This is a genomic window from Pseudomonas sp. TAA207, assembly GCF_001529285.1.
Lineage (GTDB): Bacteria > Pseudomonadota > Gammaproteobacteria > Pseudomonadales > Pseudomonadaceae > Aquipseudomonas > Aquipseudomonas weihenstephanensis.
This window is the reverse complement of record NZ_LLWJ01000050.1, coordinates 11,796-25,600: the sequence shown is the minus strand read 5'-3', so window position 1 is coordinate 25,600 and position 13,805 is coordinate 11,796. Positions and strand designations below refer to the sequence as shown.

Here is a 13,805-nt window from a genome sequence, read left to right as displayed (position 1 = left end):
CAACCGGCACAGGGGTAAGCGGGGCTGATGTCGATCAAAGGCCGGGCCAGAACTTGAAATTTCTGCGCGTGGGGTGACAGTCAAATCGCTACACTGCCAGCAAACCCGCGCCGGATGCGCGGGGCAAAAAATCAGAAAGACGTGGAGCTGGAGAGTTGCGTGCTTAAAAATCTGGGTATCAAAGGCCGCGTATTGTTGCTCACGTTAGTGCCCGTCAGCTTGATGGCGATGCTGCTCGGCGGCTATTTCACCTGGCTGCAACAATCGGAGTTACAGGCTCAACTGCTGCAACGCGGTGAAATGATTGCCGAGCAACTCGCGCCGCTGGTGGCCCCCGCGCTGGGCCGTCATGACACCGCCCTGTTGGCGCGCATCGCCACCGAGTCGCTTGAGCAGCAAGATGTGCGTGCCGTGTCGTTCCTCGACGCCAATCACGAAATCCTCGCCCATGCCGGGCCGGTCATGCTCAATCAGGCCCCGCAGGGCAACAGCACGCACTTGCTGCAACGCACCGACAACGACGCCACCCGCTATCTATTGCCGGTGTTTGGCCGCCACCGCAACCTGGCCGGTGACGTCATTCCCAACGAAGCGCATCGCCTGCTGGGTTGGGTCGAACTTGAACTGTCCCACAGCAGCATGTTGCTGCGCGGCTACCGCAGTTTGTTTGCCAGCTTGCTGCTGATTGTCAGCGGCCTGGTGTTTAGCGCTCTGCTGGCGCTGCGCATGAGCCGCACCATCAATGCACCGTTGGGGCAGATCAAACAGGCAGTCGCGCAACTCAAAGACGGTCAACTGCAAACCCGCTTGCCGCCCTTGGGCAGTCACGAACTGGATGAGCTGGCGTCGGGCATCAATCGCATGGCCGAAACCCTGCAAAACGCTCAGGAAGAACTGCAACACAGCGTTGATCAAGCCACCGAAGACGTGCGCCAAAACCTTGAAACCATCGAAATCCAGAACCTTGAGCTGGACCTGGCGCGCAAAGAGGCCCTTGAAGCCAGCCGCATCAAATCCGAGTTTCTGGCCAACATGAGCCATGAAATTCGCACCCCGCTCAACGGCATTCTGGGCTTTACCCACTTGCTGCAAAAAAGCGAGTTGACCCCGCGCCAGTTCGACTACCTGCACACCATTGAAAAGTCGGCCGACAACCTGCTGGGCATCATTAACGAAATTCTCGACTTCTCAAAAATCGAAGCCGGCAAACTGGTGCTCGACAGCACGCCGTTCAACCTGCGCGACCTGTTGCAAGACACGCTCACCATCCTCGCCCCCTCCGCCCACGAAAAAGGCCTGGAGCTGGTGAGCCTGGTGTACCGCGATACCCCGCTGTCGTTGATTGGCGACCCGCTGCGACTCAAGCAAATCCTGACCAATCTGGTCAACAACGCCATCAAGTTCACCCGTGAAGGCACGATTGCCGTGCGCGCCATGCTCGAAGACGTGGATGAAAATGACGGCAGCGTGCAACTGCGCATCAGCGTTCAGGACACCGGCATCGGCTTGACCAGTCAGGATGTGCGCGCGCTGTTCCAGGCTTTCAGCCAGGCCGACAACTCGTTGTCCCGCCAACCCGGCGGCACGGGTCTGGGACTGGTGATTTCCAAGCGCCTGGTGGAGCAGATGGGGGGCGAAATTGGCGTCGAGAGCACCCCCGGCGAAGGGTCTGTGTTTTGGATCAGCGTCAGCCTGCCCAAAGCCCGGGATGATGTCGAAGACCTGCCAGGCGCCCCGCTGCTGGGCCGTCGCGTGGCCCTGCTGGAAAAACACGATCTGGCCTGCCAGGCCTTGCAGCATCAGCTCGAAGACTGCGGGCTGGACGTCACGCCATTCAACACCCTGGAAAACCTCTGCAACAGTGTGACCAGCGCACACCAGACAGAGCAGGCATTCGAACTGGTGGTGCTGGGCGTCACCGCCAAAGACATTCCGCCAGAGCGTCTGAACCAGCACATCTGGGATCTCGAACACCTGGGCTGCAAAGTGCTGGTGTTGTGCCCTACCACTGAACAACAGTTGTTCGGCGCATCGGTGCCCAACGCCCATGACCAATTGCAGTCAAAACCGGCATGCACACGCAAACTTCGCCGTACGTTAGCGGACTTGATCGAGCCTCGGCAAACCCGCAACGAACCCATCGGGCTATTGGCCAGCCGTGCGCCGCGCATTTTGTGCGTCGACGACAACCCGGCCAACCTGCTGCTGGTACAGACCTTGCTGGAAGACATGGGTGCCAAGGTCACCGCACTGGACAGTGGCTATGCCGCGGTCGATGCGATCAAGAACGAGGCCTTCGATCTGGTGCTGATGGACGTACAAATGCCTGGCATGGACGGTCGCGAGACCACCGAAGTGATCCGTCAATGGGAGAGCGAGGGGCAATCCACCCCGCTGCCGATTGTCGCCCTGACGGCCCACGCCATGGCCAACGAAAAACGTGCGCTGCTGCAAAGCGGCATGGACGACTACCTGACCAAACCCATCAGTGAGCGCCAACTGGGCCAGGTAGTGCTGAAGTGGACCGGGCTTGCGCTGCTCAACCAAGTCAGCGAAAGCAGCCCCGAGCCTGGGCGCAATAACGCCAAACTGCCGGTCCTCGACCACGACGAAGGTCTGCGTCTGGCGGCCGGCAAGGCTGACCTGGCCGCCGACATGCTCGCCATGCTGCTGGCATCCCTGGAAGCTGACCGACAGGCCATCCACCAGGCCCGTGAAGCGCGAGACAACAACGCACTGATTGAGCGGGTCCACCGTTTGCACGGCGCGACGCGTTACTGCGGTGTGCCGCAATTGCGTGCCGCCTGCCAGCGCAGTGAGACCTTACTCAAGCAAGACAACCCTAACGCTTACGCCGCGCTGGACGAACTGGATCAGGCCATCACGCGCCTGTCCAATGAAGCGCGAAGCACCGCCTAGCCCCACCCTCAACCAAGGAAGACCCTCATGCGCATCCTTCTGTTCAGCAGCCAAACCTACGACCGCGACAGCTTTACCGCCGCCACGCAGCACGCAGGCTTTGAGCTGCACTTTCAACCGGCGCGCCTGAGCCTGGACACCGCCGCACTGGCCCATGACTACGAGGTAGTGTGCCCCTTTATCAATGACGACCTGAGCGCCCCGGTGCTTGAACAATTGGCAGCCGGGGGCACGCGCCTGATCGCCCTGCGTTCGGCGGGGTATAACCATGTCGATCTGCTGGCCGCCAAGCGTCTGGGGTTAAGCGTGGTGCGCGTGCCTGCGTATTCCCCGCATGCGGTGGCCGAACATGCCGTGGCGCTGATTCTGGCGCTTAACCGCCGTCTGCACCGGGCCTACAACCGCACCCGCGAAGGCGATTTCACCCTGCACGGCCTCACCGGGTTCGATCTGGTGGGCAAGACCGTCGGCGTGGTCGGCACCGGGCAAATCGGTGCCACGTTCGGCAAAATCATGGCCGGTTTTGGTTGCAAGCTGCTGTGCTTCGACCCGTACCCCAACCCCGCCTTGCTGGCACTTGGCGCTGAATACGTGAGCCTGGCCGAATTGATTGCCGGTTCGCACATCATCAGCCTGCATTGCCCGCTGACCAGCGAAAACAAACACATGATCAACCACGACAGCCTCGCCACCCTGCAACACGGCGCAATGCTGATCAACACCGGGCGTGGCGCGCTGGTGCACACCCCGTCCCTGATCGACGCGCTCAAAAGCGGCCAGCTCGGGTATTTGGGCCTGGATGTGTACGAAGAAGAAGCCCAGCTGTTTTTCGAGGACCGCTCAGACTTGCCGCTGCAAGACGACGTACTGGCACGGTTGCTGACCTTTCCCAACGTCATCATCACTGCGCATCAGGCGTTCCTGACCCGCGAGGCGCTCAGCGCAATTGCGGGCACCACGCTGGACAATATCCAGGCCTGGAAAAGCGGCTCGCCACACAACCTGATCGAAGGTTGAGCGCTCACGCCTGGAGCTTTGAGGTCTGCGTGCTAGCATAGCGGCCTATTTGGAGGACCCATGGTCGAACACGATTTCCGCTACAACCTGCTTAGCCCGCAGCACACCCTGATCGAATGCCGTGCCTTGATGCCGGGTCGCTACCAAGTGACCGGCAACGGCGGCTCGATTCAAAACGATGACGTGCTGATTGTGACGCTCAAAGGCAGCAAGGACTTGGCCATGCGTTTGACGGTCGAAAAAGTCCGTCACCTGATCAACCCGCGCGGTCAATGGGTAGCCGTGGCCCACGGCCCGGTCTTCGGCGAACTGGCGATTCACGAATGGCAGGTTAACTGTGATGCGTGTGCCAAAGAGCTGAAGTTTGAATTTGCGGTCGACGCCAAACTGGGCACCAAAGCGCAAAAGCCTGCTGCCAGCGCGCGCATTGCCGAGCTGGGCTGGAGCACCGAAGGCAGCAAACACCTGTGCCCCCAATGCCAAAAGGAACGCGCATGAAACGCCTGACCTTACTGGCCCTGCTAGGCGCAAGCCTGATGGGCTGCGCGGGTGATCCGGTTAAATTGCAGCAAAACCACACCTACGTACTGGAGTGGATTGGCGAACGCCCGCTGATTGACCGCAGCCACTTGACCGTGACGTTGGACGATGCAGGCCGCGCGTATGGCAGCGGTGGTTGCAACCACTGGTTCGCGCCTTACACCCTGGACGGCCATAAACTGACCTTCGGTGGCGTAGGCAGCACCCGCAAGGCCTGCGCTCCGGCGCTGATGGAGCAGGAGCAACGCTTCTTCAAGGCCCTGCAAACCGTTGAACGCTGGGACATCTCGCCCATCGAGCAAGTGCGGTTCTGGCCGGCCGAAGGCAAGCCCCTGCGCCTGTGGCCCGAAGAGAGCTGATCCCCTGGTACAGGAGCGAGCGTGTTCGCTCCTGTACACCGATGTGATTACGACCCCTTCAATTCCTTGAGCTTGGCCAACACGCCCGCCGCGGTCTGTTCGCCCAGCAACTGCGCCCGCACTTTGCCTTTCTCATCGAGAATGAACGTCACCGGCAGCGCTTCACTGCGTGGCAGATCAAACACCTCGGCCGGGTCTTGCGCCAGCACGGTAAAGGTGATGCCCAGCGCAGTCGCCGCATCGCTCAGCTCCTTGCCCTGCAAGCCATCGAAGTTCACCCCGAACACGCCCACCGACTGCCCTTGCAGCTGTTTTTCCAGCGCATTGAGCTCTGGAATTTCTACCCGGCACGGCCCGCACCACTCAGCCCAGTAATTAATGACCTTCCACTGCTTGTCCAAACGCTCGGACGCAACTTTTTGACCGTGTTGGTCAACCCCGTAATCATTGCCGCACCCCGCCAGCATTAACGTCGCAGTGACGGCGGCGAGCGCCATGAGTCGCTTAAACATGCGTTGATCCTTCTCAATGAATACCCACAAAAAACCACGGGACGGCGGCCATTTACCGCACACGGTTCAGGCGCGGCCGTCAGGCGGGTAGAATAGCCGCCACCTTACGCAAGATGCGACCCGCACATGACCGATCTGACGCTTTATCACAACCCGCGCTGCTCGAAATCGCGCGGTGCGCTCGAACTCCTCCAGGCCCAGGGCCTGACGCCCAACGTGGTGCGTTACCTCGAAACGCCACTCAACGCAGCCCAACTGAGCGATCTGCTGGCCAAACTGAAGATCAGCGCCCGCCAACTGCTGCGCACCGGTGAAGAGGAATACAAAACCCTCAACCTGGCTGACAGCAACCTGAGCGATGCACAGTTGATCGACGCGATGGCCGCTCACCCCAAACTCATCGAGCGCCCGATTCTGGTCGTCGGCAACCACGCCGTGATCGGTCGCCCGCCCGAAAAAGTCCTGGAGATTCTGCCGTGAGCACGCCTTACATTCTGGTGCTGTATTACAGCCGCAATGGCTCGACCAGCGAAATGGCACGCCAAATCGCCCGCGGCATTGAGCAAGGCGGCATGGAGGCACGCTTGCGCACCGTGCCAGCGATTTCCACTGAATGCGAAGCCGTGGCCCCTGCGATTCCAGTTGAAGGCGCGCTGTACGCCAGCCTCGATGACTTGAAAAACTGCTCGGGCCTGGCATTGGGCAGTCCGACCCGCTTCGGCAACATGGCCGCGCCTCTCAAATACTTTTTGGATGGCACCAGCAACCTGTGGCTGACCGGTGCCCTGGTGGGCAAACCGGCTGGCGTGTTCACCTCCACCGCCAGCTTGCACGGCGGTCAGGAAACCACCTTGCTGTCGATGCTGTTGCCACTGATGCACCACGGCATGCTCGTCACCGGCCTGCCTTATAGCGAATCGGCCTTGCTACAGACCACCGCAGGCGGCACGCCTTACGGGCCAAGCCACCATGCGGGCGCCGACGGTAAACGCGGGCTGGACGAACACGAAATCGCGTTGTGTCGTGCACTGGGCCAACGCCTCGCCAGCATCGCGCTGAAACTGGAGAACACCCGTGGCTAAACAGCCCAAAGTGCTGCCGTCCATCGAGTGGCTACAGCCGCGCGTGCGCCTCATGCGGGCGCTAAGCCTGGTGTGCTTCTTTGGCTTTATCGGCTTGCTGTGCGTGTACTACCTGATGTTCGCCAACTTGCATGGCGCCCGTCCCTGGGTGATTTTGCTGATCGAGTTGGTGCCGCTGATGTTTCTGGTGCCCGGCATGCTGCTCGGCAACCCGCGCGGGCACTCCTTCACCTGTTATGTGATCAATTTGTACCTGATCAAAGGCGCACTGGCCGCCTTCGACCCCAACCGTCAGCTGTTCGGTGTGCTGGAAATTGCCGGCAGTGTGGCGGTGTTTGTCAGCGCGATGCTGTTTGTGCGCTGGCGCCATCAGTTGGACCGGCGGCTGGCGGGCGAGTAAGACGAGGCTGCGACGCTGGGTTATCGACGCCCTTGTAGTCGCGGCCACAGGCTGCGAGATCGCTGAAGATTGATCGCAGCCTGCGGCAGCGACTACAGGGGTTAATCAGTGATTGACGGTGAAGGCCAGCATTTGTGACAGCTGGCACATCGGCCGCCCGCTCTCGGCATGCCATTGGTTGAACGCGTTTTGCACAATGGCCAAATCCCGCAGGCTGGTCGGCGCTTTGTCCACCAGCTTTTGCGCATTCAACGCCGCCACCACGTCATAGCTCGGCACGAAGGTGTCTTTGCCCACCATGCGCAAAAAACGCGGGGCCGAAAGCCCGCCCAATTGGTGCCCGTGCTTGGCCAGGTACTTCCACAAGCCCACGATGTCGGTCACCGGCCAGTCAGCGATAAATGCACCAAAGCTGCCGTGCTCGTGAGCGATGTCGAGCACCATCTGCGCATTGCGTGGCACGCTTTTAAGCTTGCCCAAATGCCGAATGATCCGGGCGTCCTGCATCAGGCGCTCCAGGTGTTCGGCGCCCATCAGCACTACTTTTTCCGGGTCGAAGCCAAAAAAAACGGTTTCAAACACCGGCCACTTGGCATCAACCACACTGTGTTTGAGCCCGGCGCGAAATACGCGCAAGGCCAGGGTCGAGAGGTAACGGTCGTCTGGAATCGCCCGCAACTGGGCTGCGTTTAACGGCACAGGCAAGTGGGCTTCGAGCGCGGCGGCAGAACCAAAACGGTTCAAACAATACTCGTGCAGCCATTTGTAGTCGCGCATGCCCTCTCCTCTTGGCAGTTGGGGTGTTACGTGTGGGATCAGAGCCTGCGAACGGCTCAGAGGTTCAGCACATTGACGAAACGCGAAGCTGCCGTGTCATCGATTTTCAGGCTGGCAAAGTCAAACAGGTTGCGATCGGCCAATTGCGACGGGTTCACATTCTGCAAACTGCGGAAGATGCTGTCGGTGCGGCCCGGCGTTTTGCGGTCCCACTCTTGAAGCATGTCCTTGACCACTTGGCGTTGCAGGTTTTCCTGAGAACCGCACAGGTTGCACGGGATGATCGGGAACTGCTGCACATCGGCGTAGGCCTGAATGTCTTTTTCTTTGCAGTACGCCAGCGGGCGGATCACCACGTTGCGCCCGTCATCGGACAGCAGCTTGGGCGGCATCGCCTTGAGGTGACCGTTGAAGAACATATTGAGGAAGAAGGTCTCAACGATGTCGTCGCGGTGATGCCCCAAAGCCATCTTGGTCGCCCCGATTTCGTCAGCGAAGGTGTACAGCGTGCCACGGCGCAGGCGCGAGCACAGCGAACAGGTGGTCTTGCCCTCCGGGATCAGTTCCTTGACCACCGAATAGGTGTCTTTTTCGACGATGTGGTACTCAACGCCCAACGCTTTGAGGTAGGCCGGCAGCACGTCTTCAGGGAAGCCCGGCTGTTTTTGGTCCATGTTCACGGCGACGATTTCAAAGCGAATGGGCGCCACTTTCTGCAAATGCAGCAGCACATCGAGCAGCGTGTAGCTGTCTTTGCCGCCCGACAGGCAGACCATCACCTTGTCGCCATGCTCAATCATGTTGAAATCGGCAACGGCCTCACCGGTCAATCGGCGCAGGCGTTTCTGGAGTTTTATTTGAGAGACCGACAGAGTGCCCATAGCGCTTCAATTCCGCGAGTTAAGACAAAAGCTGGCGATTTTACCCCTAAATTCGCGACGCACGAACCCCCTGTGCAAGGCTTAAGACGCCAAAGCGATTAACCCCCGGCCTGACAGCACAATATGCTCTAAAGCACCGGCTCTATTGGGCGGCAGGTTTCCTATACTGCGACATAAGGCCGCAAGCCCTCTCACTTGATCACCTATTCAGGCTGCGCGACCGGCACGCGTCCCACTGGGGGCGATGCGTCTTACTACAGGAGCGACAGCCATGATCCATCACGTTGTGGGCCTTTTCACCCACCCCGATAAAGAGTGGCGCCAGATCCGTGGCGATGCCGAAGAAAGCATCAGCCACATGTACTTCACCCATACGTTGATCCTGGCCGCGATCCCGGCCATTTCCGCCTTTATTGGCACCACTCAGGTCGGCTGGGTCATCGGCAGCCGTGCCCCGGTGATGCTGACCACTGAAAGTGCGCTGTGGATGACCGTGATGTCTTACCTGTCCATGCTGGTGGGCGTGGGCGTGATGGGCGCCTTCATTCACTGGATGGCCCGCACCTATGACGCGCAACCGAGCATGGCGCGCTGCGTGGCATTCGCCACCTACACCGCCACGCCGCTGTTTATCGGCGGGCTGGCCGCGCTGTATCCGCACATGTGGCTGGGCATGGCCGTGGGCACCGCAGCGATCTGCTACACCGTTTACTTGCTGTACGTCGGCTTGCCAACCTTCATGAGCATCGACCCGGATGAAGGCTTTTTGTTTTCAAGCTCGGTGCTTGCGGTCGGCCTGGTGGTGCTCGTCGCGATCATGGCCTTCACCGTGATCGTATGGGGCTTGGGGGTCGGCCCCGTCTACACCAATTAACGCGCCCGCCCCACCCGGTAGGCGTTGCCAAAGGTTGCGAGCTTTGAGTCTTTTAACCGCTCGCAGCCTTCGCCAGCGCCTACCGGGTGCGTGACCATTGAGCAGTAAGCGGTTCGGAAGCCTTTGCACTTGCGGCATAATCGCGGCTTCTGGAGAACCGAACCGCATGCCCGAGTTGCTCAATACCCGCGTCGAAGACTGTTTCAAACAGGCCGAAGTGTTTTTCAAGCGCCCCTTCAAACGCCCCGTGGTCAGTTTCAAATTGCGCGGCCAAAAGGCTGGCGTCGCCCATCTGCATGAAAACCTGCTGCGCTTTAACCCCCAGCTGTACCGCGAAAACAGTGAAGACTTTCTCAAGCAGACCGTGGCCCACGAGGTCGCGCACCTGATCGCCCATCAACTGTTTGGCGAACGCATCGCGGCCCATGGCGAAGAATGGCAACTGATCATGCGCGGCGTGTACGAACTGCCGCCCAACCGCTGCCACACCTACGACATCAAGCGCCGCAGCGTCACCCGCTACATTTACCGCTGCCCCTGCCCCGACAGCGACTTTGCGTTCACCGCGCAACGCCACGGGCTGGTAAAAAAAGGACGGCGCTACCTGTGCCGTAAATGCCGCGAAACCCTGATATTCAGCGGCCTGACCCGCGTCGAATAACGCGCAATAAAAAACCCATCCGAAGATGGGTTTTTTAATGCGCTGCGCGTTACTTCATCAGCGAAGGGGTTGGGCCTTCAGCCACACCCAAATCGTCTTCAGGGCGGGTTTCTTCCAGCGGACGACCGCCAGAAGCCAGCTCAGCGTGCAGCGTGTCTTCGTCCAGCTCCTTGACCCACTTGGCAACCACCAGAGTCGCGACCGCGTTACCCACCAGGTTGGTCAGGGCACGGGCTTCGGACATGAAACGGTCGATACCCAGAATCAACGCCAGGCCAGCCACCGGCAAGTGGCCAACCGCCGACAGCGTGGCCGCCAGTACGATAAAGCCGCTACCCGTCACGCCCGCCGCCCCTTTGGACGACAGCAACAGCACCAGCAACAGGGTGATCTGGTGCGTGATGTCCATGTGCGTGTCGGTGGCTTGCGCGATAAACACCGCAGCCATGGTCAGGTAGATCGAGGTGCCGTCAAGGTTGAACGAGTAACCGGTCGGGATCACCAGGCCTACAACAGACTTCTTGGCGCCCAGACGCTCCATCTTCACCAGCATGCGTGGCAGTGCGGACTCGGATGAGGAGGTGCCCAGCACGATCAGCAGTTCTTCACGGATGTAGCGGATCAGCTTGATTACGCTGAAACCGTGAGCGCGGGCAATACCACCCAGCACCACCAGCACGAACAGCACGCAGGTGATGTAGAAGCAGATCATCAGTTGACCCAGCTGCACCAGCGAACCGACGCCGTAAGCACCGATGGTGAAGGCCATCGCACCCAGCGCACCCAGCGGGGCCAGCTTCATGATCATGTTGATGATGTTGAACATCACGTGGGCGAAGCGGTCGATGAAGTCCAGCACCGGCTTGCCGTAGGCGCCCAGGCGGTGCAGGGCAAAACCGAACAGCACCGAGAACATCAGCACTTGCAGGATGTCGCCATTGGCGAAGGCACCGACGATGGTCGACGGGATCACGTTCAGGATGAAGCCAACGATGCTCTGGTCTGCACCCGCGGTCACGTAAGCCGCGACTTTGGAGGCGTCCAGGGTAGACACGTCGATGTGCATGCCAGCGCCCGGCTGCACCACGTTGACAACGACCAGACCGATCAACAGCGCAATGGTGGAGACCACTTCAAAGTAGAGCAGTGCATAACCGCCGGTTTTACCGACCGACTTCATGCTCTGCATACCGGCAATACCGCTCACCACCGTACAGAAAATGATCGGGGCAATGACCATTTTGATCAATTTGATAAAGCCATCACCCAACGGTTTGAGTGCTACGCCGGTTTCCGGGTAGTAGTGGCCCAGCAAAATGCCGATGGTGATCGCTACGATCACTTGCACATACAGGGATTTGTACAGTGGCTGACGAGTCGTCATTGCAAAGTTCCTCAAGTGCATCACTCGGCCATCATTCCATCTGAGACCGGCAACGCCCAAAGCGCGAACCCTCCTGTACTTGGAGGGATTTGTTGTGTCGAGCTGCTCTAACGGCAGACCTCTCGCACTTATTGCAAGGCGCGGGCCAATGTTGACTAAACCTCGCCAACGCCCGGCAGCACCCAGCCTTGTAGGAAATTGCAGATAAATCTTGTAGGACAACTTTGGCGGGTTTCCGCCCATTTGGCGTAAATGAACACAGCAGATGGCGGGTTTCCGCCTTCGAGGTTGACAGGTCGCTGCTCAGGTACAAGGGTGCGACTGCGGCGCAGCCGATCGCAGCCTCGTACCTCGACAGCGACTACAGGTGCTTCATAGCGCCGGAAAATGGATGCGGAATGCTGCCCCGCCCAAGGGTGAATCATCGAGGGTCAGTTGTGCGTCGTAGCTCTCAATGATGTCTTTGACCACTGCCAGGCCGATGCCCTGCCCCGGGTGCTGACGATCAAGGCGTTCGCCGCGTTGCAGAATACGCGCGCGCTGATCGGGCGGTACACCGGGACCGTCATCTTCCACGCAGACGTCGATACCTGCTTGAGTGCGATGCAGGCTGATGCGCACTTGGCTCAAACACAGCCGCCAGGCGTTTTCCAGCAAGTTGCCGAGCAATTCCAGCAGCGCGTTTTGCTCAATCGGCACATGGCTCAAGGCCGGGATGTCATAGCTGACGTTGACCCGTTTGTCGCGATAGACCTTCTCAAGGGTGTTGCACAGGCTTTCAACCACCGGGATCAGCTCAACCTGATGGCGCACCAAACCGCTTTTACGCAAGCTGGCCCGCTGCAACTGGTAGCTGATCTGCTGGTTCATGCGTTCGATCTGGGTTTGCAGCACCCACGCCTGTTCACGGTCTTGCGGACGTTGCGCCATGCTTTCACTGACCCCCTGCAACACCGCCAGCGGTGTTTTCAGGCTGTGGGCCAGATCATCCAGCGAATCCCTGTACCGCGCGCGTTGTTCGCGCTCGCTTTGCAGCAGGCGGTTCAAGGAGCCGGTCAACCGCAGCAATTCACGCGGGTGTTGCTCGCTGAGGCTGTCGCGCTCGCCGGTTTCAATCTGGTCCAGTTCCTGACTCAAACGTCGCAAGGCTTGTAACCCCCACGTCAAACCAATCCATAACAGCGCCAGCAACACAAACAATGCCGCGCCAAATCCCAGGTAAAGATTTTCACGCAGCCCGGCGAGGGTCATGTTGTATTCGCGCATGGGCTGCAACGCGACGAAGCTGAAGGCCGCGCTTTTGCCGCCCAGCAGCTTGACCTCCACGTCATAGACGAAGAACTCTTCGCCGTTGTCCTCGCGAATGCTCGCAAACTCGTTGCCGCGCCCGTCGTAGCGCGGCTTGTAGTTGATGGTTTCTTCTTGCGTGGCCCGCGAGCGCCACACCAGGTGCCCCTCGCGGTCATAGATGTAGCCGAGCAGGCGGCTGTCCGGCAGGTTGAATTGTTCGTCCGGCAACAGGGCCGGCATTTTCAGGTGATTTTTGTCGACCCGTGCGGCAGAAATCAGGGTGGTGACATCTGAAGCCAAACGCTGCTCGATGGCGTCTTTGAGCGCCAGACTGAAAGCCCCCTGCATGGCCGGTAACAGCGCCAGCATGAACAACACGGCCAGCAACGTGGCCGCGAGCATCAATCTGACGCGCAGCGATCGAATCATCGGCAGCGCTCAGTAAACAGATACCCCAAGCCGCGCACGGTATCGATTGGCTTAAAGCCGTTTGCCCCCTCCAACTTGCGTCGCAGGCGCCCGACCAGCACCTCGATCACATTCGGATCACGTTCCTCGTCATCCGGGTACAGCTGCTCCATCAGTCGGTCCTTGGCCACCACCTGTTGGTGATGACGCATCAGGTATTCCAGAATCCGGTATTCATAGGCCGTCAGCGCCAGCGGCTCATCCTCAAGCTTCGCTTGCTTGCGATTGATGTCCAGCACCAGTTCGCCCGCAGTAATGGTCGATTGGGTAAAACCGCAGGAGCGGCGCAACAAGGCATTCAATCGCGCTTCCAGCTCTTCAAATTGAAAGGGCTTGACCACGTAATCGTCGGCACCCGCCGCCAGCCCTTCCACTTTGTCCTGCCAGTTCCCGCGCGCCGTGAGGATCAGGATCGGAAAGGTCTTGCCGCGTTTACGCAACTCGCGGATCAGCTCCAGCCCGCCCAAACCGGGCAAGCCCAGGTCGATCACCGCCAAGTCGTGGTTGAACTGTTCGCTCTGGTACAAGGCTTCTTCAGCATTGGCCACCGCCTCGACCACATGCCCCTTTTCCGTGAGGCGGGTTTGCAAGTGATGACGCAACAGCGCCTCATCTTCAACCACCAGCAATTTCATCGCGCT

15 protein-coding genes are annotated in these 13,805 nt (G+C 59.6%); 9 read left to right on the top strand and 6 right to left on the bottom strand.

Features of this window, described 5'->3' with window-relative positions; translation table 11 throughout:
- Window positions 1-159 precede the first annotated feature (159 nt).
- The 4 genes from AP059_RS02895 to AP059_RS02880 are packed head-to-tail and all read left to right on the top strand — an operon-like array spanning window position 160 to window position 4,835.
- Window positions 160-2,919 carry a response regulator gene (locus tag AP059_RS02895; RefSeq protein ID WP_059761804.1) on the top strand — a complete coding sequence of 920 codons (2,760 nt, stop codon included), beginning with the start codon at window positions 160-162 and terminating at the stop codon, window positions 2,917-2,919.
- Window positions 2,920-2,946: 27 nt separating this feature from the next.
- Window positions 2,947-3,936, top strand: a complete 990-nt coding sequence (locus AP059_RS02890) for a 2-hydroxyacid dehydrogenase (protein ID WP_059761803.1) — start codon at window positions 2,947-2,949, stop codon at window positions 3,934-3,936.
- 60 nt (window positions 3,937-3,996) lie between these two features.
- Window positions 3,997-4,434 (top strand): hypothetical protein, encoded by a 438-nt coding sequence (locus AP059_RS02885; RefSeq protein ID WP_048362847.1) that lies wholly within the window; start codon window positions 3,997-3,999, stop codon window positions 4,432-4,434.
- A complete protein-coding gene (locus tag AP059_RS02880; RefSeq protein WP_048362846.1) occupies window positions 4,431-4,835 on the top strand; it encodes an META domain-containing protein in 405 nt (134 codons plus the stop codon). Before AP059_RS02885 ends, AP059_RS02880 begins: the two co-directional genes overlap by 4 nt.
- A gap of 47 nt (window positions 4,836-4,882) precedes the next feature.
- Here AP059_RS02880 and AP059_RS02875 read toward each other — a convergent pair whose 3' ends face one another.
- The gene (locus tag AP059_RS02875; protein ID WP_048362845.1) at window positions 4,883-5,347 is read right to left on the bottom strand and encodes a TlpA disulfide reductase family protein; all 465 of its coding nucleotides are present in this window, start codon (window positions 5,345-5,347) and stop codon (window positions 4,883-4,885) included.
- 126 nt (window positions 5,348-5,473) lie between these two features.
- On the opposite strand from AP059_RS02875, the gene arsC reads away from it, so the two are divergent.
- The 3 genes from arsC to AP059_RS02860 are packed head-to-tail and all read left to right on the top strand — an operon-like array spanning window position 5,474 to window position 6,829.
- A complete protein-coding gene (arsC, locus tag AP059_RS02870) occupies window positions 5,474-5,827 on the top strand; it encodes an arsenate reductase (glutaredoxin) (RefSeq protein ID WP_059761802.1) in 354 nt (117 codons plus the stop codon).
- The gene (gene wrbA / locus AP059_RS02865; RefSeq protein WP_059761801.1) at window positions 5,824-6,429 is read left to right on the top strand and encodes an NAD(P)H:quinone oxidoreductase; all 606 of its coding nucleotides are present in this window, start codon (window positions 5,824-5,826) and stop codon (window positions 6,427-6,429) included. The genes arsC and wrbA overlap by 4 nt, the downstream gene beginning before the upstream one ends.
- A complete protein-coding gene (locus tag AP059_RS02860; RefSeq protein ID WP_059761800.1) occupies window positions 6,422-6,829 on the top strand; it encodes a DUF2069 domain-containing protein in 408 nt (135 codons plus the stop codon). The genes wrbA and AP059_RS02860 overlap by 8 nt, the downstream gene beginning before the upstream one ends.
- A gap of 105 nt (window positions 6,830-6,934) precedes the next feature.
- Here AP059_RS02860 and AP059_RS02855 read toward each other — a convergent pair whose 3' ends face one another.
- Window positions 6,935-7,606 (bottom strand): DNA-3-methyladenine glycosylase I, encoded by a 672-nt coding sequence (locus tag AP059_RS02855; protein WP_059761799.1) that lies wholly within the window; start codon window positions 7,604-7,606, stop codon window positions 6,935-6,937.
- A 56-nt stretch (window positions 7,607-7,662) separates the two neighbouring features.
- Window positions 7,663-8,487: a tRNA 2-thiocytidine(32) synthetase TtcA gene (gene ttcA / locus AP059_RS02850; RefSeq protein ID WP_048362840.1), complete on the bottom strand. Its 825-nt coding sequence runs from the start codon at window positions 8,485-8,487 to the stop codon at window positions 7,663-7,665.
- A 271-nt stretch (window positions 8,488-8,758) separates the two neighbouring features.
- Between ttcA and AP059_RS02845 the strand changes: the two genes are divergently transcribed.
- On the top strand, window positions 8,759-9,361 hold the full coding sequence (locus tag AP059_RS02845) for a Yip1 family protein (protein ID WP_048362839.1): 603 nt from the start codon (window positions 8,759-8,761) through the stop codon (window positions 9,359-9,361).
- Window positions 9,362-9,527: 166 nt separating this feature from the next.
- Window positions 9,528-10,022 carry a SprT family zinc-dependent metalloprotease gene (locus AP059_RS02840; protein ID WP_048400987.1) on the top strand — a complete coding sequence of 165 codons (495 nt, stop codon included), beginning with the start codon at window positions 9,528-9,530 and terminating at the stop codon, window positions 10,020-10,022.
- A 49-nt stretch (window positions 10,023-10,071) separates the two neighbouring features.
- On the opposite strand, the gene AP059_RS02835 is transcribed toward AP059_RS02840, so the two are convergent.
- The 3 genes from AP059_RS02835 to AP059_RS02825 form a co-directional block, all read right to left on the bottom strand.
- Entirely contained in the window at window positions 10,072-11,406 is a 1,335-nt protein-coding gene (locus AP059_RS02835) for a dicarboxylate/amino acid:cation symporter (RefSeq protein ID WP_048362837.1), read from the bottom strand.
- A 372-nt stretch (window positions 11,407-11,778) separates the two neighbouring features.
- Entirely contained in the window at window positions 11,779-13,125 is a 1,347-nt protein-coding gene (locus tag AP059_RS02830) for an ATP-binding protein (RefSeq protein WP_059761798.1), read from the bottom strand.
- Window positions 13,122-13,799 carry a response regulator gene (locus tag AP059_RS02825; protein WP_059761797.1) on the bottom strand — a complete coding sequence of 226 codons (678 nt, stop codon included), beginning with the start codon at window positions 13,797-13,799 and terminating at the stop codon, window positions 13,122-13,124. Before AP059_RS02825 ends, AP059_RS02830 begins: the two co-directional genes overlap by 4 nt.
- Window positions 13,800-13,805 lie beyond the last annotated feature (6 nt).

Bases quoted from the DNA above. Each gene is read 5' to 3' on its own strand.
- AP059_RS02845 (WP_048362839.1), top strand. From the start codon at position 8,759: ATGATCCATCACGTTGTGGGCCTTTTCACCCACCCCGATAAAGAGTGG.
- AP059_RS02835 (WP_048362837.1), bottom strand. From the start codon at position 11,406: ATGACGACTCGTCAGCCACTGTACAAATCCCTGTATGTGCAAGTGATC.
- AP059_RS02830 (WP_059761798.1), bottom strand. From the start codon at position 13,125: ATGATTCGATCGCTGCGCGTCAGATTGATGCTCGCGGCCACGTTGCTG.
- AP059_RS02840 (WP_048400987.1), top strand. From the start codon at position 9,528: ATGCCCGAGTTGCTCAATACCCGCGTCGAAGACTGTTTCAAACAGGCC.
- AP059_RS02885 (WP_048362847.1), top strand. From the start codon at position 3,997: ATGGTCGAACACGATTTCCGCTACAACCTGCTTAGCCCGCAGCACACC.
- arsC (WP_059761802.1), top strand. From the start codon at position 5,474: ATGACCGATCTGACGCTTTATCACAACCCGCGCTGCTCGAAATCGCGC.
- ttcA (WP_048362840.1), bottom strand. From the start codon at position 8,487: ATGGGCACTCTGTCGGTCTCTCAAATAAAACTCCAGAAACGCCTGCGC.
- AP059_RS02825 (WP_059761797.1), bottom strand. From the start codon at position 13,799: ATGAAATTGCTGGTGGTTGAAGATGAGGCGCTGTTGCGTCATCACTTG.
- AP059_RS02890 (WP_059761803.1), top strand. From the start codon at position 2,947: ATGCGCATCCTTCTGTTCAGCAGCCAAACCTACGACCGCGACAGCTTT.
- AP059_RS02880 (WP_048362846.1), top strand. From the start codon at position 4,431: ATGAAACGCCTGACCTTACTGGCCCTGCTAGGCGCAAGCCTGATGGGC.
- AP059_RS02875 (WP_048362845.1), bottom strand. From the start codon at position 5,347: ATGTTTAAGCGACTCATGGCGCTCGCCGCCGTCACTGCGACGTTAATG.
- AP059_RS02855 (WP_059761799.1), bottom strand. From the start codon at position 7,606: ATGCGCGACTACAAATGGCTGCACGAGTATTGTTTGAACCGTTTTGGT.